The following is an 18,779-nucleotide window of genomic DNA, read 5'->3' on the forward strand; positions in this document are numbered from 1 at the left end:
CGCCCAGGCTACCGGCGGAGCACGGGCGGCTCCGATGTCTCGGCGTCAAGGGAAATTCCCGACCCGGGGTTTCGAGCGCAAACCCAAAGCGACTTACCAGGCATAATGGACCTCGTGACAAGTACCTCTCTCTCGAGACCTTCTGGCGGCCCCGTCGTCAATCGACCCAGCACGGTTGCCGTGGGCACCATCGTGTGGCTCGGCAGCGAGGTCATGTTCTTCGCCGGCCTCTTCGCGATCTACTTCACGCTCCGCTCGACGTCTCCGGGCCTGTGGGCCGACCAGACGGCGCTGCACAACGTGCCGTTCGCGCTGACCAACACCATCACCCTGGTGCTGTCCTCGGTCGCCTGCCAGTTCGGCGTGTTCGCGGCCGAGCGCATGCAGCCGCACCGTACCGGCCGCCTGTTCCAGGTGGGCCGCTGGGGGATGGTCGAGTGGTTCTTCCTCACCTACGCCATGGGCGCGGTCTTCGTCTGCGGCCAGGTGTTCGAGTACGCGACGCTGATCTCCGAGCACGTCACCCTCAGCTCCAGCGCCTACGGCTCGGCCTTCTACATGACGACCGGCTTCCACGGCGCCCACGTCATCGGTGGCCTCATCGCCTTCCTGCTCACCATCGGTCGTGCCTACGCAGTCAAGAACTTCGGGCACAAAGAGGCCACGACGGCCATCGTCGTGTCGTATTACTGGCACTTCGTCGACGTCGTCTGGATCGGCCTCTTCATCGTCATCTACCTCCTCAAATAGGCATTGGATCGTCTGCACAGCATGTTCTCCAGAACCTCGTCCTCCCGACGCACCAAGAAGGCCGGCCGTCGCGGCCCCGTCGCCACCGCCTCCCTCCTGCTCGTCGGTCTGCTCACCACGGGCGGTGCCTACGCGCTCTTCTCCTCGACCGCCTCGGCAGACGAGAGCAGCGCCACCGCCACGTCGCAGCAGAGCATCGACGAGGGTCAGAAGCTCTTCGCCTCGAACTGTGCGACCTGCCACGGTCTGAGCGCCGCCGGCACCGACAGCGGTCCCAGCCTGATCGGCGTCGGGGCGGCCTCGGTCGACTTCCAGGTCGGCACCGGTCGCATGCCCATGGCCGTGAACGGTCCTCAGGCCGAACAGAAGCCCACGCAGTTCTCCGACGAGCAGGTCGCCGCCATGGCCGCCTACGTCGCCTCCCTCGCCCCGGGTCCGGCCATCCCCGACGAGTCGCTGCTCCAGGCCGACGGCGACACGACCAACGGCGCCGAGCTGTTCCGCATCAACTGCGCCATGTGCCACAACGTGGCCGGTGCGGGTGGCGCGCTCACCCAGGGCAAGTTCGCCCCCGCACTCGACGGCGTCACCGCCCACCACATCTACGAGGCCATGCAGACGGGCCCGCAGAACATGCCGGTCTTCAACGACCTCAACCTGTCGCCCCAAGACAAGGCCGACATCATCACGTACCTCAAGTACGTCGAGAACAACCCGTCGCCGGGTGGATTCGAGCTCGGGAGCCTCGGCCCCGTCGCCGAAGGTCTCTTCATCTGGATCTTCGGGCTCGGTGCGATCGTCGCGATCACCATCTGGCTGACCGCCCGGTCGAACTGACCCGCGTTCTCTCCGTACTTCACGAAAGGCAGAATCAATGGCAGAGCACGACGACGAGGCCCCCACGGCGGGCTCGGCTGTCGAGAAGCGCGAGCCTCGACAGGTCTCGGCCGGCACGGCGGTCGTGACGTCCGACGTGTTCCAGAACCCGGGTGAACCGCCCCACCGCGACCGCGTCACCGACATCGACCCCAAGGTCGAGAAGCGTGCGGAGCGTCAGGTCAGCCTGTTCTTCTTCCTGTCGATCGTCGGCAGCATCGCGGCCATCGGCGCGTACGTGGCCTTCCCGATCACGTCAGGTGACTCCGGCTCGGTCCGCCTGAACAACCTGTTCCTGGGCCTCGGGATCGCCCTCGGTCTGTTGTCCGTCGGAATCGGTGCGGTGCACTGGTCCAAGACCCTCATGCCGGCGCGAGAGATCACCGAGATGCGCCACGACACGCGTGGCTCCGAGCCGACGCGTGAGAAGGCCGTCGAGGTCTTCGCACTGGGCAACCACGAGAGCGGCTTCGGTCGTCGTTCGCTGATCCGCAACAGCCTGATCGGCGCTCTCGTCGCGACGCCCCTCCCCGCCGTGGTGCTGTTCCGCGACCTCGCACCTGCGGAAGACCCCAACGCGGTCCTCCGCCACACCTTGTGGGAAGAAGGCATGCACCTCGCCGCCGACCCCTCCGGGACCCGCATCAAGGCGTCGGACGTCACCCTCGGTTCCGTGTTCCACGTCATCCCCGAGAACCTCAACGAATCAGAACACCTGCTCGAAGAGAAAGCCAAAGCGGCCGTCCTTCTCATGCGCCTGAAGCCGGAAGACCTCAACCCGGCCGAGGGACGCGAAGACTGGCAGTACGACGGAATCGTCGCCTACTCGAAGATCTGCACGCACGTCGGGTGCCCCGTGGCCCTCTACGAACAGCAGACACACCACCTGCTCTGCCCCTGCCACCAGTCCACGTTCGACGTGACGAACAACTGCGAAGTCATCTTCGGGCCCGCCAAGCGCCCCCTGCCGCAGCTGCCCATCACTGTCGACGCCGACGGGTACCTCGTCGCGCAGAGCGACTTCCACGAACCTGTGGGCCCGAGCTTCTGGGAGCGCGAAAAGTGATCACCACCACCCCGGCACACGGTGCCGAACCGGCCACGTCCGAGAACATCGGCAAGGCCCCTGCCTTCGCACCGACGAAGACGAACAAATTCCTCGGCGCGACGGCCAACTACATCGACGAGCGCACGAGCATGTCCGGCTTGGTCAAAGAGGTGGGTCGAAAGATCTTCCCTGACCACTGGTCGTTCATGTTGGGCGAGGTCGCTCTCTACTCGTTCGTCGTGATCCTGCTCTCGGGCACGTTCCTCACGTTCTTCTTCCAGCCCTCGATGGCTGAGGTCAACTACAACGGTTCGTACGTTCCGCTCAAGGGCCTCAACATGTCGGCGGCCATGGCCTCGACGCTCGACATCTCGTTCGACATCCGTGGCGGCCTCCTGTTCCGCCAGATCCACCACTGGGCCGCACTGCTGTTCGTGGCCGCGATCATGCTGCACATGCTGCGCGTCTACTTCACCGGCGCGTTCCGCAAGCCCCGCGAGATCAACTGGGTCGTGGGCTTCACGCTCTGGATCCTCGCGATGGCCGAGGGCTTCACCGGGTACTCGCTTCCCGACGACCTCCTCTCCGGCAACGGTGCCCGCATCATCGACGGCATGATCAAGGGCATCCCCGTGATCGGCGTCTGGATCTCGTACCTCGTGTTCGGTGGAGAGTTCCCGGGTACCGACATGGTCGGCCGGTTCTACTCGCTGCACATCATGCTGCTCCCCGCACTGTTGATCGCCCTCCTGGGCGTGCACCTGCTGTTGCTCATCATCAACAAGCACACGCAGTTCGCCGGCCCCGGCAAGACGAACCAGAACGTCGTGGGCGTGCCCGTCATGCCCGTGTTCGCGGCGAAGGCCGGTGGATTCTTCTTCATCGTCTTCGGCGTCATCGTGTTGATCGCCTCGCTGTTCACGATCAACCCCATCTGGAACTACGGCCCGTACGACCCCTCCCCCGTGTCGGCAGGTACGCAACCCGACTGGTACATCGGTTTCGCCGACGGCGCCCTCCGACTCGTTCCTCCGGGCTGGGAGTTCGTCGCCTTCGGTTACACGGTCTCCATGAACATCCTCGTGCCGATCACGGTCCTGGGTCTCTTCATCGTCGTCGTCCTGCTGTACCCGTTCTTCGAGGCCTGGGTGACCGGCGACAAGCGCGAGCACCACATCCTCGACCGGCCTCGCAACGCTCCGACGCGCACCGCGATCGGCGCCGCCGGCATCGTGTTCTACGCCAGCCTCTGGGCAGCGGCGAGCTCCGACATCATGGCGACGCACTTCCACCTGTCGTTGAACTACGTCATCCACGCGTGCCAGGCAGCCCTGATCATCGGGCCCTTCATCGCCTTCTGGGTCACGAAGCGGGTCTGCCTCGCCCTTCAGAAGAAGGACCGTGAGATCGCCCTCCACGGCTACGAGTCGGGACGCATCGTTCGCCTGCCGGGTGGTGAGTACATCGAGGTGCACGAGCAGCTCGACGAGTACGAGCGCTGGCGCTTGCTCGACTTCAACGAGTACGAGCCCCTCATGGTCCGACCGAACGCCAACGGCAAGATCACCGCTCTGCAGCGGGCCCGAGCATCAGCGTCGTCGTTCTTCTTCGAGGACCGCATCGCCCCGGTGAAGCGTTCCGAGATCGAGGCATCGCACCACGACGAAGGACACTGACCTTCGTTAGCCCCTGGGCCCGGTCGCACATCGTGTGCGGCCGGGCCTTCGGCGTTCCCGGGGTGGCGAACGGCAGTTCAGTCGGCCCACGCTCGCGCAGCCGACGAGTCCAACCGTTGGGTGAGATGGGATCTCCGGCGACAACCCTCTGGACGTCATCGGATCGAGTGTCGAGACGCCGCGACAGCATCTCCCTCAGAACCGTCGAGGCTGAGACATCCCGGCCGACCGCACGAGCGGGCCTCCTCCGAAGGATGCTGCGTGGTACCTGACTATGATGACTCCTCCAGTCCTGTACGGAGTTGACACAGTGATCCCGGCCACGGTGATCGGGACATCACCGCGGCCTGCGGCCAGCTTCTCAGCCACGACGTCACACCCTCGGTTGAGCGCATATAACGGTCGGCAGTGGCGATCACCGTCCGGACTCTTCCTCGTGTCCTCCCTGTGTCCACTCCACGCGAACCCTAGGATGACTCTGCCTTGCTCGCCCACCACTCGCTCCGGGCGCGGAGGACCGATGTCAGCTCCGTCGAGGGGCGTGCTCACCATCCCCAGCCGGCGACCGCGTGAGTCCGTCACGATCGACCACACAGGCGCTGTCGTCCCCAGCGACAAGGCCCACGTTCCCCGTCAGGACGGCACCCCCCGAGGAAGCCTATATACGTCCCTGAGCCGCCTCTCCCTGGCCCGGACAGCCGACGATGCATCGGTCGCTTTACGAGATCCAGAGCCACACCCGGCTCGGCGAGAACGTCAACCGTGGTTCGGGCAGCACTCCCCCAGCCTCACTCACGTCGTCCGGAGCCTCAGGGCCATGGCGCCTACCTCCCACTCCTGGCCGCGTCGCCGCGTCTCAGGACCGCGCGTCGACCAGCACCAGGAGCGACCGCGGCCCCGGAGGACACCCTGATGAACGAAACCCGGCCCTGCGGCCGAACCCAAGCCAGCCGCGTGGAGCAAGGGAATCCTGTACCGTCGCCTCCGGTACGGACGCATGCGGAGCCAGAGGGACAGCACAGGCGCAGGGCCAGGCCCAGGCACTGCCACAGAAAAGCTCCGGCTACCGGCGCTTGCCTACCAGCGCTTGGCACCGACCAGCAGTCAGCGGCCCATAGGCAGCGGCCAGGGGCCCGTAGGCAGCGGCCAGCGGCCAGCGGCCAGCGGCCACCGGCCAGCGGTGCCCGTAGGCAGCGGCCAGCGGCCTTTAGGCAGCGGCCAGCGGCCCGTAGGCAGCGGCCAGCAACCAGCGGCCAGCGGCCAGCGGCCAGCGGCCAGCGGCTAAGCATCGCTCACAAGAGGTCCAGACTGATCGTCTGGACCGGCCCAGGGCGGCCTGTCCCGGACGCGAGGACGAGACGCCCGGCGGCCCGCCCACCGGTTCAGACTCGCACCCCTCACCTCTGGCCACCACTCCTGTTGCCAACATGACGAAGGGCGCCGGCCCGAAGACCGACGCCCTTCACACTCGAGAGAGCAGTGATGTCAGTGTGCGAAGTTTCCGCGGTAATACTCGTAGACCCAGCCGACCAAGGCAACGGCCGTCAGGGCCGCACCGATGTAGATGATCCACATGCCGACGGCCAGCGCCAGGAAGATCAGGCTGCAACCGGCGGCCAAGATGATGGGCCACCACGACCAGGGGCTGAAGAAGCCCATCTCGGGGTCACCGTCGTCGATGTTGGCGTCCAGACGGTCCTCGGGAAGCTCGCCTCCCTGGGTCGCGTGCGAGCGACCCATGTAGAACGCCAGGAATGCTCCGAGCATGCCGGCCAGACCGATGCCGAGCGTACCGGCCCATTCGACCTGACCGGTGTCGAGGAGGCTCCAGAGCACGTAAACCGCACACATGAGGAAGAAGAAGATCGCGAGGATCCAGAACAGCGTCGCGTTGGTCTTCATCAGGTCTACTTCACTTTCTCGCTGGACGCGTCGTACGTGGGGGCGTCAGGGGCATCCTTCACCGGCCCGATGCCGACGGGGAGTCCGGCCTCTGGGTGGTTGAGATCGAATGCCGGCGACTCCGAACGGATGCGCGGGATCGACGTGAAGTTGTGTCGCGGCGGCGGGCACGAGGTGGCCCACTCGAGCGAGCGAGAGTAACCCCAGGGATCGTTGACCTCGACCTTGGGCGCACGCCGAGCCGTGATGTAGACGTTGTAGAGGAACGGCAGGATCGAGACACCGAGCAACATGGCGCCGATGGTCGAGAGCTGGTTCATCCACGTGAAGTGGTCTTCGGGCTGGTAGGTGGCGTAGCGACGGGGCATGCCCATCACGCCGAGCCAGTGCTGCACGAGGAACGTGGTGTGGAATCCGACGAACAGCATCCAGAAGTGGATCTTGCCGAGACGCTCGTTGAGCATCTTGCCGGTCCACTTCGGCCACCAGAAGTAGAACCCGGAGAACATCGCGAAGACGACGGTACCGAAGACCACGTAGTGGAAGTGAGCCACGACGAAGTACGTGTCGGACACGTGGAAGTCGAGCGGGGGTGAGGCCAGGATGACGCCGGTGAGACCACCGAAGGTGAACGTGATGAGGAATCCGATGGCCCAGAGCATGGGCGTCTCGAACGTCACCGAACCGCGCCACATGGTGCCGATCCAGTTGAAGATCTTCACGCCGGTGGGCACCGCGATGAGCATGGTCATCAGCGAGAAGAAGGGCAGCAGGACCGAGCCGGTCACGTACATGTGGTGGGCCCACACGGTGACGGACAGGGCGGCGATCGAGATGGTGGCGTAGACGAGCGTCTTGTACCCGAAGATCGGCTTGCGGCTGAAGACCGGGAACACCTCGGACACGATGCCGAAGAACGGCAGGGCGATGATGTAGACCTCCGGGTGACCGAAGAACCAGAACAGGTGCTGCCAGAGGATGGCGCCACCGTTCGCGGGGTTGAAGACCTGGGCGTCGAAGACGCGGTCGAACCCGAGGCCGAAGAGTGCGGCCGCCAGCACGGGGAACGCCATGATCACCAGGATGGAGGTGATGAGGGTGTTCCAGGTGAAGATCGGCATGCGCCACATCGTCATGCCCGGAGCACGCATCGAGACGATGGTCGTGATGAAGTTCACCGAACCGAGGATCGTGCTGAAGCCGGTGAGGCCGAGACCGAAGACCCACAGGTTGCCGCCGAGCCCTGGCGAGAACGTCGTGTCACTCAGCGGTGCGTAGGCGAACCAGCCGAACGATGCGGCACCCTGCGGGGTGAGGAAGCCGGCGACGGCGATGATCGAGCCGAACGAGTACAGCCAGAACGCGAAGCCGTTCAGACGGGGGAAGGCGACATCCGGTGCACCGATCTGCAGCGGCATGAGCACGTTGGCGAATCCCGAGAAGAGCGGGGTCGCGAACATGAGCAACATGATCGTGCCGTGCATGGTGAAGAGCTGGTTGTACTGCTCTTTCGTGGCCACGATCTCGAGGCCCGGTGCGAAGAGCTGGGCACGGATGATGAGCGCCATCACCCCACCGAGGCAGAAGAAGAGGAACGACGTGATCAGGTACATGTACCCGATCGTCTTGTGGTCGGTCGACGTGATCCAGTTGACGACGACGTTGCCCTTGCGGCCGACCTTCGTGGCGCCGAAGTTCTGACCGGACGAGGTCCCGCCGGTGGTGGGACGGGTGGCGGTGGCTGAGCTCATCGAACCGTGCCTTACTTCTCGGAGTCTTCGGTGCCGGCGGCGTTGGCGGGAGCCTCGGTGCCGGGCTGGTTGGTGTTGGTGTTGTACTGGTCGCCCAGCAGGCCGGTGTTTCCCTCGGCATCGAGCGTCTGGATGTACTGGTCGTACTCGGACTGCGACACGACCTTGACGTTGAACAGCATCAACGAGTGGTACTCGCCGCACAGCTCGGCGCACTTGCCGCTGAACGTGCCCTCTTTCTCGGGCGTGAAGTACATCGAGTTGGTCTTGCCGGGGATCGTGTCCTTCTTGTAGAGGAAGTCGATGATCCAGAAGGAGTGAGCCACGTCACGGGACTTGAGGTCGATCTGCACCGTCTTGCCGACAGGGAGGTAGAGCTCGGGGAGCTGACTCTCGTCGATCGTGCCGTCACCCAGTTCTTGCGCCTGGATGCCCTGGTAGTAGACGCTCTCGTCTTCGTTCTGCTGGTCGATGTAGTTGAAGTCCCACGCCCAGCGCTTGGCGTAGACGTCGATCTTGACGTCGGGGCTCGCGGTGGGTGCCTCGATGGCGGCCTGGTCGCGGGCCGTGAAGGCGAAGAAGCCCAGCACGAGGATCAGGGGGACGACGGTGTAGAAGATCTCGATCGGCATGTTGTAGCGAAGCTGGACCGGGAGGCCGGTCTGGCCCTTGCGACGCCGGTAAGCGACGCAGACCCAGATGATCAGGCCCCACACGATCACGCCGACGATCAGCAGGACGATCCACGAGGTGACCCAGAGTCCGATCACACGGTCCACGTGGTTGGTCGTGCCCGCGGTGGTGGGCAGCCACCCCTGGAGCTGGTCGGTGGTGCACCCCGCTAGCACGAGAGCCAGGACGACTGCCATGGGGGCGGCAGCCCAACGAAGACGGCGGTTAGAACGCACTGTTACCTCTCGGATGACACGACAGTGGGGGTGTTCCCAGTGTTGACGGGGACCTGCCTAGCTTACTCGCAGGTTCGCCTCCCCAACGCACGGCACGCGCCGGAAGCCTCTCGACGTCGAGCGAGAACCGTCGTGGTACGACCGAGGGGACCACCCTGTCGGATGGTCCCCTCGGTGACGCCGGCTCCCCCGCGACGGACGGCCCGGAGTCGTCCTTCGACGACCGGAGCAGCCCCTCGACGATCAGTGGAAGCTGTCGCCGCAGGCGCAGCTGCCCTGTGCGTTGGGGTTGTCGATGGTGAATCCCTGCTTCTGGATGGTGTCCTCGAAGTCGATGGCTGCGCCGTCGAGGTAAGGGACACTCATCTTGTCGACGATGACCTCGACGCCGTCGAAGTCGACGGTGGCGTCCCCGTCGAGCATGCGCTCGTCGAAGTAGAGCTGGTAGATGAGCCCCGAGCAGCCACCGGGCTGGACGGCCACGCGAAGGCGGAGGTCGTCGCGCCCCTCTTGCGTGAGCAGGCTCTTCACCTTGTCCGCGGCGGTGGACGTGATCGTCACGCCGTGCGCCTTCGCGTCGACGGGAGCGGTTGCGATGTCGGTCATGGTGCCTCCTTCGGGCCGGGTCGAGTGCGGGGCACTCGTCGTCGACCAGTGTAAGCAGCCGAGGCCTCGTTTTGTTCCGGACCCGCGCCTCCCCGGGTGTCGCGGGTGGTGGGGAGGCGCGGGCGGACCGGTCAGCCCCTCGCGTCGAGGCGCGCCAGCAGGATCGCCTCGCTGAGGACGGCCCGGTGGAGGACTCCGAGGTGCTGGGACTCGTTCGGGCTGTGCGCTCGGGTGTCGGGGTCCTCGACGCCGGTCACGAGGATCTGGGCTTCGGGGAACGTGCGCACGAGGTCGGCGATGAACGGGATCGACCCGCCGATGCCCGTCTGGACCGGGGCCTCGCCCCACCCCTCGGTCATCGCGACGGTCGCGTCGGCGATCGCCGTGCCCGTGGTGTCCACCAGGAAGGGGTCACCCCGGTCGACGTCGTCGATCTGGACGTGGGCGCCGAACGGTGCGTGCGCGTGCAGGTGCGCGTCGAGAGCGGCGTAGGCGTCCTCGGCGGTCTGCCCGGGAGCGATGCGGGCGCTGATGCGGACGGACACCTCGGGACTCAGGGTGTTCGACGCGTTGGCGACCGACGGGGCGTCGATGCCCGTCACGGTGATCGACGGTTGCGACCACACCCGGCTCAGGATCGGTCCCCGACCGATGGGGGTCACCCCCTCGAGCAGGCCGCTCTCGTCGCGCAGCTGCTGCTCGCTCTGCTCCGGGTGGTCGGCCTCGCGGCTCGTCAGCCCGGCGACGGCGACGCTGCCGTCGTCGTCGTGCAGGGTCGCGAGGAGCTTGACCATGGCCAGCATGGCGTCGGGGACGGCGCCGCCGAGCATGCCCGAGTGGGAGGCGTGGGCCAAGGTGCGGACGGTCAGGCGGAAGGTCACGTTGCCGCGCAGGCCCACGGTGATGGCGGGGACGGTCGTGCTCCAGTTGTCGGAGTCGGCCACGACGATGACGTCGGCACGGAGCTCGTCTTCGTGCTGCACGAGGAAGTCGGCGAAGGAGCGGGAACCGAACTCCTCCTCGCCCTCGATGAACAACGAGACGCCGACACCGAGGTCGTCTCCGAGCACCTCGTGCACCGCGCGCAGCGCCGCGACGTGCGTCATCACGCCGGCCTTGTCGTCGGACGCCCCACGCCCGTACAGCCGGTCGCCCTTCACGGTCGGTTCGAACGGAGGGGTGTCCCAGTCGGCGTCGTCGCCCTGCGGCTGCACGTCGTGGTGGGCGTACAGGAGGACGGTCGGCTTGCCCTCGCGGGCCGGGCGTCGGGCGAGCACGGCGGGCTGGCCGAGGGGGCCGCCCTCGCCGATCGGCGCCCGGCTCACGGTCACCTCGTCGAAGAGGCCCGTCCCCTCGACCAGGGCGGCCACGGCCTCGGCACTACGTCTCACGTGCTCGGGGTCGAAGGCGTCCCACGAGACGGAAGGGATCCGCACGAGGGCACCCAGGTCGGCGATCGTCGCGGGTAGACCGGCGTGCACGGCCTCCGCGAGTTCGCTGACAGTACGGGGATCGGTCGGTCGGACGGGATGCTGCGAGTCGCTCATGCAGGTAATCTTAGGAACTCGGACAACCCTGAGGATCTCCCGTGGCCAAGCCAGACAGCAAGACGACCGAGACGACCACCGTCGCCGAGCCCGAGTCGACCGCGGTCGGCAAGGGTCGCCCGACGCCCACGCGACGCGAGCGCGAAGCCGCCAACCAGAGGCCCCTCGTGGCCTCGGGCAAAGAAGCCCAGAAGGCCCAGCGGGCCCGTCTCGCCGAACAGCGTGACCGCGCCCGCGTCGGCTTGGCGAACGGCGAGGAGCGCTTCCTGCCCGACCGCGACAAGGGGCCGCAGCGCCGCTTCATCCGCGACCACGTCGACGCCCGCTACAGCGTCGGCGAAGCAATGATCCCCATCATGGTCGTCGTCATCGCGATGACGCTCGTGCAGTCTGCGGCCATCCAGTCCATCACCCTGCTCGTGCTGTGGGGATTCTTCGCCCTCGCCGTCGTCGACTGCCTGATCGTCGGCCGGAGCGTCAACCGCAAGCTCGCTGCCAAGTACGGCGCGGAGAACGTCCGGAAGGGCAACCGCTGGTACGCGGCGATGCGCGCGATGCAGCTCAAGCCCATGCGCCTGCCGAAGCCGCAGGTCAAGCGCGGCGAGTACCCGACCGCGTAGCGGACGCGGCTCCCCGTACGACGAACGGCGTCACCCCCGGTGGGTGGCGCCGTTTCGCGTTCTCGACCTCGCCGACCGCGTGGTTCGTCAGGTGATGCGTCGACGCCGATCCAGGGCGACGAGCCCCCGGTTGACCTGTCGGGCCCAGAGGGGCCCTCGGTAGAGGAACGCCGTGTAGCCCTGCACGAGCGTGGCCCCGGCCCGGAGCCTCGCGTCGACGTCGGCGGCGCTCGAGACCCCACCGACCGAGATGACGCACATGCCGCTCGGGACGGACTCACGGACCAGCTTGAGGACCTCCAACGACCGGACGGCGAGCGGGGCACCCGACAGACCGCCGGCTCCGGCGGCCTCGACGACCGCCCCCTCGGTGGCGAGGCCTTCCCTGGACACCGTCGTGTTGGTCGCGATGACGCCCGCGAGGCCGAGCTCGGTGACGAGGGCACCGATCCGACGAACGCCGTCGTCGTCGAGGTCGGGAGCGATCTTGACCAACACCGGAGTGTGCCCGGCGGCGTCGCGCACGGCCTCGAGGAGTGGAGCGAGCCTCTCGAGCTCTTGCAACCCGCGGAGCCCCGGGGTGTTCGGCGAGCTGACGTTCACGGCGAGGTAGTCCGCCAGAGGAGCCAGGAGGCGCGTGCTGGCCAGGTAGTCGTCGATCGCGTCGTCGACGTCGACGACGCGGCTCTTCCCGATGTTGACGCCGATCACGGGCCGTGACGGAGCCGACCGAGCCCGGCTGAGTTCGAGGGCCGCCGCGTGGGCCCCGGAGTTGTTGAACCCCATGCGGTTCACGACGGCGAGGTCCGGAACGAGTCGGAAGAGACGAGGTCGATCGTTGCCGGGCTGCGGTCGAGCGGTCACCGTCCCCACCTCGACGTGCCCGAACCCGAGAGCGCCGAGGCCGGCGATGCCCTTGGCGTCCTTGTCGAAACCGGCTGCGACACCGAACGGCGAGGGGAAGTGGAGTCCGAGTGCGTCGACCGCCAGGGACGGGGCCGGGGCCGTGAAGCGCCCGACGAGGCCGGCGAGGCCCAGCTTGGGGATCGCCTTGATGACCCGGAAGGCGAGGTGGTGGGCGTCCTCGGGGTCCATCTTCGCGAAGACGACGTCGAAGAGGACGCGGTACGGGGTCCTCACTCGTCGACCGATCGGGTGGAGAGCGGCCGGGACGCGTGCTCTTCGCGCAGCTGTCCGATCGAGGCCTCGAAGTCCTCGAGCGAGTCGAAGGCCTGGTAGACGCTCGCGAACCGGAGGTAGGCCACCTCGTCGAGGTCGCGGAGCGGAGGGAGGATGGCCAGACCGATGTCGTTCGCCTCGATCTGCGACGCACCGCTCGCCCGGACGGCCTCTTCGACCTTCTGTGCCAGCACGGCGAGATCGCCATCCGTCACCGGGCGCCCTTGGCAGGCCTTGCGGACACCCGAGATGATCTTGTCGCGGCTGAACGGTTCGAGGACGCCGTTGCGCTTCACGACGTTGAGGCTCGCGGTCTCGGTCGTGCTGAACCGACGACCGCAGTTGGGGCATTGCCTCCGACGTCGGATCGACGTGCCGTCGTCGCTGGTCCGGGAGTCGACGACTCGTGAGTCGGGGTGGCGGCAGAAGGGGCAGAACATGGTGTGGCCAGATTATCGGACGGCGGGCTCGACGTCGGACGCCAGGGCCACCTGAGCACCGGATCGCGGAGGCCCCGCCCGGCTCAGGGGCGCGACAACCGAGCCGCGACGGCCTCGCCGTGGGCGGGCAACAGCTCGGCGTTCGACAACGCCACGAGCCGCTCGGCCACGGCACCGAGGGCCTCGGCGTCGTACCGGACGATCTGCTGTGGTCGGAGGAACGTGAACGCCCCGAGCCCCGACGAGAAGCGCGACTGACCGCTGGTGGGCAGGACGTGGTTCGACCCGGCGAGGTAGTCACCCAGGCTGACGGGCGTGTCGGGCCCCACGAAGATCGCTCCGGCATCGGTGATGTCGGCCAGGACCGCGTCGTCGTCACGGGTCTGGACCTCGAGGTGCTCGGGGCCGTAGGCGTTGCTGAAGGCAGCAGCCTGCCGGAGGTCGTCGACGAGGACCACCGCCGACTGCCGACCGGAGAGGGCCGTCCGGACCCGGGCGGCGCTGAGGGTGCGGGGCACGAGCCTGGTCAGTTCGGCGACGACGGCCTCGCCGAAGGGCGCGGAGTCCGTCACGAGGACGGCCGAGGCCTCCTCGTCGTGCTCGGCCTGGCTGATGAGGTCGACGGCGACCAACGTTGCGTCCGCCGAGTCGTCCGCGATGACGAGGATCTCGGTCGCACCGGCCACCGAATCGATGCCGACACGACCGCGCACGAGTTGCTTCGCGGCGGCGACGAAGTTGTTGCCGGGACCGGTGATGACCTGGACCGGCTCGAGCTCGAGCTCGGGAACGCCGTAGGCGAGCGCGCCGATCGCTCCGGCACCTCCGATCGCGTAGACCTCGTCGATGCCGAGCAGGCCGGCGGCACCGAGGATGACGGGGTGCACTCCCCCGCCGTGTTCGCGCTGCGCGGGCGACACGAGGGCGATCGACGACACCCCCGCCACCTGTGCGGGGACGACGTTCATGACGACGCTGGAGGGATACACGGCCTTGCCGCCGGGGACGTACACGCCGGCCCGCGTGACGGGCTGCCACCGCTGCTCGATCGTCGCCCCCGCCGCCGGGCGGGTCGTGGTGGGCGCCGGGACCTGGGCGCGGCTGGCCTGGGTGACACGCGCGATCGACTCGACCAGCGCCTCCTTGACCAGGGGGTCAAGGGCCGCGACGGCGTCGTCGATGGTCTGCGTCGCGACGCGGAGGGTGTCGGGGCGGACGCCGTCGAAACGTGCCGCCTGATCACGAAGGGCAGCGGCACCCCGCTCGCGGACGTCGTCGACGAGACGCCGGGCGGCGTCCGTCGCGGCCCCGACGTCGGCGTGGGACCGCGGGACGAGGTCGAGCAGCTGGGCGTGGGTCGGCGCGAGACCGCGCAGATCTGTGGTCTGGATCATGGCCCGTCCAGCCTAGTCAGTAGGGTCGGGAGCATGACGGACGACAACGCGGCTGCTCCGCGGCCCGACGACTCTCTCGAGGTGTTCAAGGAGGCCTTCCGACGACACGCCGCGGGCGTGGCCATCGTCACGGCGCGTGACGGCGAGGGCACACCGGTCGGGTTCACGGCGACGTCGCTGGCGTCGCTGGCCGCCGTGCCGCCCCTCGCGACGTTCAACATGGCCAGGACGGCGAGCTCGTGGCCCGCCGTCTCGGAGACGGACCAGGTCATCGTGCACCTGCTCGGCCTGCGCAACCGCGACCTCGCCCGCCGCATGGCGGGACCCGCCGCCGAACGCTTCGCGGGCGACCACTGGACCGACGGTCCGAACGGGGTACCTCTGCTCACGGGCGTGACCGCGTGGATGACCGGGACGATCGTCGAGCGGATGCCCGTCCACGGCAACGCCGTCGTGGTCGTGCGCATCGGAACCGGCGGGGTGGGCGAGGACGACGACGCCCTGCTGTACCACGACCGTCGGTACCTGAGACCGGTCCACCTCGAGGACTGACGCCGAACGGGTGCCGGGCGCCGGAACCGGTCGGGGCACCAGGACCCGCCGGAGCACCGGCCACCTCAGACGAGGCAGCCGGGGCCCAGCAGGCTCTTCAGTTCGCCGAACAGGTCGGCCGTGACGTCGACCGGCATGGGGATCTCGAAGACCCGTGCGGCTTCGCCCTTGACGAGTCGGAGACGGACTTCGGTGCCGCCGGCGTGACGCCCGAGCACCGCTGCCAGCTCGGTGACCGTGTCGTGCGTCGCCCGGTGCTCGGGCATCTGCAGGAGCAGCGGCCCGTGGTTCACGCCGACACCGAGATCGGGCATGAACATGCTCGCGGCGTGCATGTTCATGCCGTCGTCGCGGACGCTGACCCGACCCTTCAGGACGATGATCGAGTCCCCGACGAGCGACGGCCCGAATTCTTGGTAGGTCTTGCCGAGGAACATGGCGGAGATCTCGCCCCCGAAGTCCTCGACGGTGATGATTCCGTAGGGGTTGCCCGAGTTGCGTGCGACCCGGTGCTGCACGCTGGTGATGAGCCCCGCGATCGTGACCGTCTCGCCGTCGATGGTCGCGGGGTCGCTCGCCAGGATGTCGGTGACCGTCGTCTGGGCATGCTTGGCCAAGGGGAGCTCGAGGCCCGCGAGCGGGTGGTCGGAGACGTACAGGCCCAGCATGTCGCGCTCGAAGGCCAGCTTGTCGCGCTTGGACCACTCAGGACGTTCGGGCACGTGCTGGACGTCCTGCGGCTCGTCCCACAGGGAGTCGAAGTCGAAGCCGACCTGACCGTTCGCCTCGGCCCTCTTCTCGCTGACCGCCGCCTCGACGGCGGACTCGTGGATCTCGACGAGGGCACGCCGCGTCGACCCCAGGGAGTCGAATGCGCCGGCCTTGACGAGCGACTCGACGGTGCGCTTGTTCGCCACGGGGAGCGGCACCTTGCGCAGGAAGTCGTGGAACGAGGTGAACGCCCCCTCTTTCTTGCGCGCGGCGATGACATGGTCGACGACGTTGAAGCCGACGTTGCGCACGGCACCCATGCCGAAGCGGATGTCGTCGCCGACGGCCGCGAAGAAGCCGATGGATTCGTTGACGTCGGGTGGCAGCACCTTGATGCCCATGCGGCGACACTCGTTGAGGTAGAGACCCAGCTTGTCGCGGGAGTCCCCCGTGCTGGTGAGCAGGGCGGCCATGTACTCGGCCGGGTAGTGGGCCTTGAGGTAGGCCGTCCAGTACGAGACGACGCCGTACGCCGCGGAGTGCGCCTTGTTGAAGGCGTAGTCCGAGAAGGGCAGCAGGATGTCCCAGAGCATCTTGACGGCATCGGGCGAGAAGCCGTTGTCGAACATGCCCTGCTCGAACCCGGCGTACTGCTTGTCGAGCTCGGACTTCTTCTTCTTGCCCATGGCCCGCCGGAGGATGTCGGCCTGACCGAGCGAGAAGCCGGCGACCTTCTGCGCGATGGCCATGACCTGCTCTTGGTAGATGATCAGGCCGTAGCTGGTCGACAGGATCTCTTTGAGCGGCTCTTCGAGCTCGGGGTGGATCGGGGTGATGTCTTGCGCGCCGTTCTTGCGGAGCGCGTAGTTCGTGTGCGAGTTCGCGCCCATGGGCCCCGGGCGGTACAGCGCGATGACGGCCGAGATGTCTTCGAAGTTGTCGGGCTTCATCAGCCGGAGGAGCCCGCGCATGGGCCCGCCGTCGAGTTGGAACACCCCGAGCGTGTCGCCGCGACCCAGCAACTCGTAGGCCCCCCGGTCGTCGAGCTCGAGGTCTTCGAGCACGAGGTCGAAACCGCGGTTCGTCTTGATGTTGTCGAGGGCGTCGTTGATGATCGTGAGGTTGCGCAGCCCCAGGAAGTCCATCTTGATCAGGCCCAGCGACTCGCAGGCCGGATAGTCGAACTGCGTGACGATCTGCCCGTCCTGCTCGCGCTTCATGATCGGGATGATGTCGATGAGCGGATCGCTGGACATGATGACGCCTGCGGCGTGCACGCCCCACTGACGTTTCAGGCCCTCGAGCCCCAACGCCGTGTCGAAGACGGTCTTGGCCTCGGGGTCGGACTCGACGACCGTCCTGATGTCGCCGGCCTCTTTGTAGCGCTCGTGCTGCTTGTCGAAGATGCCGGTGAGCGGGATGTCCTTGCCCATCACGGCGGGGGGCATGGCCTTCGTGAGCTTCTCACCCATGCCGAAGGGGAACCCGAGCACCCGTGAACTGTCTTTCAGGGCCTGCTTGGCCTTGATGGTGCCGTACGTGACGATCTGGGCGACGCGTTCGTCTCCGTACTTCTCGGTGACGTACTGGATCACCTCGCCGCGACGACGGTCGTCGAAGTCGACGTCGAAGTCGGGCATGGACACGCGATCGGGGTTGAGGAACCGCTCGAAGATCAGACCGTGGCGCAGAGGATCGAGATCGGTGATGCGCATGGCGTAGGCGGCCATCGAGCCGGCCCCCGAACCACGGCCCGGACCGACCCGGATGCCGTTCTCCTTGGACCAGTTGATGAAGTCGGCGACCACGAGGAAGTAGCCGGGGAAGCCCATGCCGGTGATGACGCCGATCTCGTATTCGGCCTGCTTGCGCACGTCGTCCGGGATGCCCGCGGGATAGCGGTACACGAGCCCCTTCTCGACCTCTTTGATGAACCAGGTCTCTTCGGTCTCGCCCTCGGGCACCGGGTAACGCGGCATGTAGTTGGCCGAGGTGTTGAACTGCACGTCGCAGCGCTCGGCGATGAGGAGCGTGTTGTCGCAGGCCTCGGGGTGGTCGCGGAAGAGATGCCGCATCTGCTGGGCGGACTTGAGGTAGAACTCGTCGGCGTCGAACTTGAACCGGTTGGGGTCGTTCAGCGTCGAGCCGGACTGGACGCAGAGGAGAGCCGCGTGGCTGGTCGCGTCGTGCTCGTGCGTGTAGTGGAGGTCGTTCGTCGCGACGAGGGGCAGGTCGAGGTCTTTCGCCAGGCGCAACAGGTCGCCCATGATCTGCCGCTCGATGCCGAGCCCGTGGTCCATGATCTCGGCGAAGTAGTTCTCACGGCCGAAGATGTCGCGGAAGTCGGAGGCCGCCTTGAGTGCTTCGTCGTACTGGCCGAGCCGCAGGCGGGTCTGGACCTCGCCGCTCGGGCAGCCGGTCGTCGCGATGAGGCCCTCGGAGTACTGCGAGAGCAGCTCGCGGTCCATGCGCGGCTTGAAGTAGTAGCCCTCGAGGGAGGCCCGGGACGAGAGCCGGAACAGGTTGTGCATGCCCGTGGTGTTCTCGGACAACAGCGTCATGTGGGTGTAGGCACCGGAGCCCGACACGTCGTCGCGTCCACCGTCACCCCAGCGCACGCGAGTCTTGTCGCCCCGGTGCGTGCCCGGCGTGATGTAGGCCTCGGTGCCGATGATGGGTTTGACGCCCGCCTCGGTCGCCGTCTTCCAGAAGTCGTACGCACCGAACACGTTGCCGTGGTCGGTGACCGCCACCGCAGGCATGCCCTGTGCCGCGGCCTCGGTGACCAACGGTTTGACCCGGGCGGCGCCGTCGAGCAT

The 18,779-nt window shown here is 67.2% G+C and carries 15 protein-coding genes; 6 read left to right on the forward strand and 9 right to left on the reverse strand.

Features of this window, described 5'->3' with window-relative positions; translation table 11 throughout:
• Positions 1–105 precede the first annotated feature (105 nt).
• Genes ctaE through qcrB form a run of 4 tightly spaced genes read left to right on the forward strand, consistent with a single transcriptional unit; the run spans position 106 to position 4,350 of the window.
• A complete protein-coding gene (gene ctaE / locus IFT36_RS00885) occupies positions 106–750 on the forward strand; it encodes an aa3-type cytochrome oxidase subunit III (protein WP_082460212.1) in 645 nt (214 codons plus the stop codon).
• Positions 751–771: 21 nt separating this feature from the next.
• Positions 772–1,587, forward strand: a complete 816-nt coding sequence (qcrC, locus tag IFT36_RS00890; RefSeq protein WP_056045057.1) for a cytochrome bc1 complex diheme cytochrome c subunit — start codon at positions 772–774, stop codon at positions 1,585–1,587.
• Positions 1,588–1,624: 37 nt separating this feature from the next.
• Positions 1,625–2,692 carry a cytochrome bc1 complex Rieske iron-sulfur subunit gene (qcrA, locus tag IFT36_RS00895; protein WP_043594939.1) on the forward strand — a complete coding sequence of 356 codons (1,068 nt, stop codon included), beginning with the start codon at positions 1,625–1,627 and terminating at the stop codon, positions 2,690–2,692.
• Positions 2,693–2,739: 47 nt separating this feature from the next.
• On the forward strand, positions 2,740–4,350 hold the full coding sequence (gene qcrB, locus IFT36_RS00900; RefSeq protein WP_043595069.1) for a cytochrome bc1 complex cytochrome b subunit: 1,611 nt from the start codon (positions 2,740–2,742) through the stop codon (positions 4,348–4,350).
• A 1,485-nt stretch (positions 4,351–5,835) separates the two neighbouring features.
• Here qcrB and IFT36_RS00905 read toward each other — a convergent pair.
• The 5 genes from IFT36_RS00905 to IFT36_RS00925 form a co-directional block, all read right to left on the reverse strand.
• Entirely contained in the window at positions 5,836–6,252 is a 417-nt protein-coding gene (locus tag IFT36_RS00905; RefSeq protein WP_054146161.1) for a cytochrome c oxidase subunit 4, read from the reverse strand.
• 5 nt (positions 6,253–6,257) lie between these two features.
• A complete protein-coding gene (ctaD, locus tag IFT36_RS00910) occupies positions 6,258–8,003 on the reverse strand; it encodes an aa3-type cytochrome oxidase subunit I (protein ID WP_082460211.1) in 1,746 nt (581 codons plus the stop codon).
• A gap of 11 nt (positions 8,004–8,014) precedes the next feature.
• Positions 8,015–8,911 (reverse strand): aa3-type cytochrome oxidase subunit II, encoded by an 897-nt coding sequence (gene ctaC, locus IFT36_RS00915; protein WP_431521884.1) that lies wholly within the window; start codon positions 8,909–8,911, stop codon positions 8,015–8,017.
• 243 nt (positions 8,912–9,154) lie between these two features.
• The gene (erpA, locus tag IFT36_RS00920) at positions 9,155–9,517 is read right to left on the reverse strand and encodes an iron-sulfur cluster insertion protein ErpA (RefSeq protein ID WP_043594936.1); all 363 of its coding nucleotides are present in this window, start codon (positions 9,515–9,517) and stop codon (positions 9,155–9,157) included.
• 131 nt (positions 9,518–9,648) lie between these two features.
• Positions 9,649–11,064 carry a dipeptidase gene (locus IFT36_RS00925; protein WP_056045053.1) on the reverse strand — a complete coding sequence of 472 codons (1,416 nt, stop codon included), beginning with the start codon at positions 11,062–11,064 and terminating at the stop codon, positions 9,649–9,651.
• Between the two features lie 41 nt (positions 11,065–11,105).
• Between IFT36_RS00925 and IFT36_RS00930 the strand changes: the two genes are divergently transcribed.
• Positions 11,106–11,684, forward strand: a complete 579-nt coding sequence (locus tag IFT36_RS00930) for a DUF3043 domain-containing protein (protein ID WP_056045052.1) — start codon at positions 11,106–11,108, stop codon at positions 11,682–11,684.
• Positions 11,685–11,771: 87 nt separating this feature from the next.
• On the opposite strand, the gene IFT36_RS00935 is transcribed toward IFT36_RS00930, so the two are convergent.
• The 3 genes from IFT36_RS00935 to hisD form a co-directional block, all read right to left on the reverse strand.
• Positions 11,772–12,824 (reverse strand): quinone-dependent dihydroorotate dehydrogenase, encoded by a 1,053-nt coding sequence (locus IFT36_RS00935; RefSeq protein ID WP_307784991.1) that lies wholly within the window; start codon positions 12,822–12,824, stop codon positions 11,772–11,774.
• Positions 12,821–13,303 carry a transcriptional regulator NrdR gene (nrdR, locus tag IFT36_RS00940; RefSeq protein ID WP_054146163.1) on the reverse strand — a complete coding sequence of 161 codons (483 nt, stop codon included), beginning with the start codon at positions 13,301–13,303 and terminating at the stop codon, positions 12,821–12,823. The genes IFT36_RS00935 and nrdR overlap by 4 nt, the downstream gene beginning before the upstream one ends.
• Before the next feature lie 83 nt (positions 13,304–13,386).
• Entirely contained in the window at positions 13,387–14,697 is a 1,311-nt protein-coding gene (hisD, locus tag IFT36_RS00945; RefSeq protein ID WP_200412199.1) for a histidinol dehydrogenase, read from the reverse strand.
• A 33-nt stretch (positions 14,698–14,730) separates the two neighbouring features.
• On the opposite strand from hisD, the gene IFT36_RS00950 reads away from it, so the two are divergent.
• Positions 14,731–15,249, forward strand: a complete 519-nt coding sequence (locus tag IFT36_RS00950; protein ID WP_123570023.1) for a flavin reductase family protein — start codon at positions 14,731–14,733, stop codon at positions 15,247–15,249.
• Positions 15,250–15,314: 65 nt separating this feature from the next.
• On the opposite strand, the gene dnaE is transcribed toward IFT36_RS00950, so the two are convergent.
• Positions 15,315–18,779 (reverse strand): DNA polymerase III subunit alpha, encoded by a 3,465-nt coding sequence (dnaE, locus tag IFT36_RS00955; protein WP_056047386.1) that lies wholly within the window; start codon positions 18,777–18,779, stop codon positions 15,315–15,317.

The sequence above is a fragment of the Frigoribacterium sp. CFBP 13605 genome (genome assembly GCF_014839405.1).
In the GTDB taxonomy this organism is placed as follows: Bacteria; Actinomycetota; Actinomycetes; order Actinomycetales; family Microbacteriaceae; genus Frigoribacterium.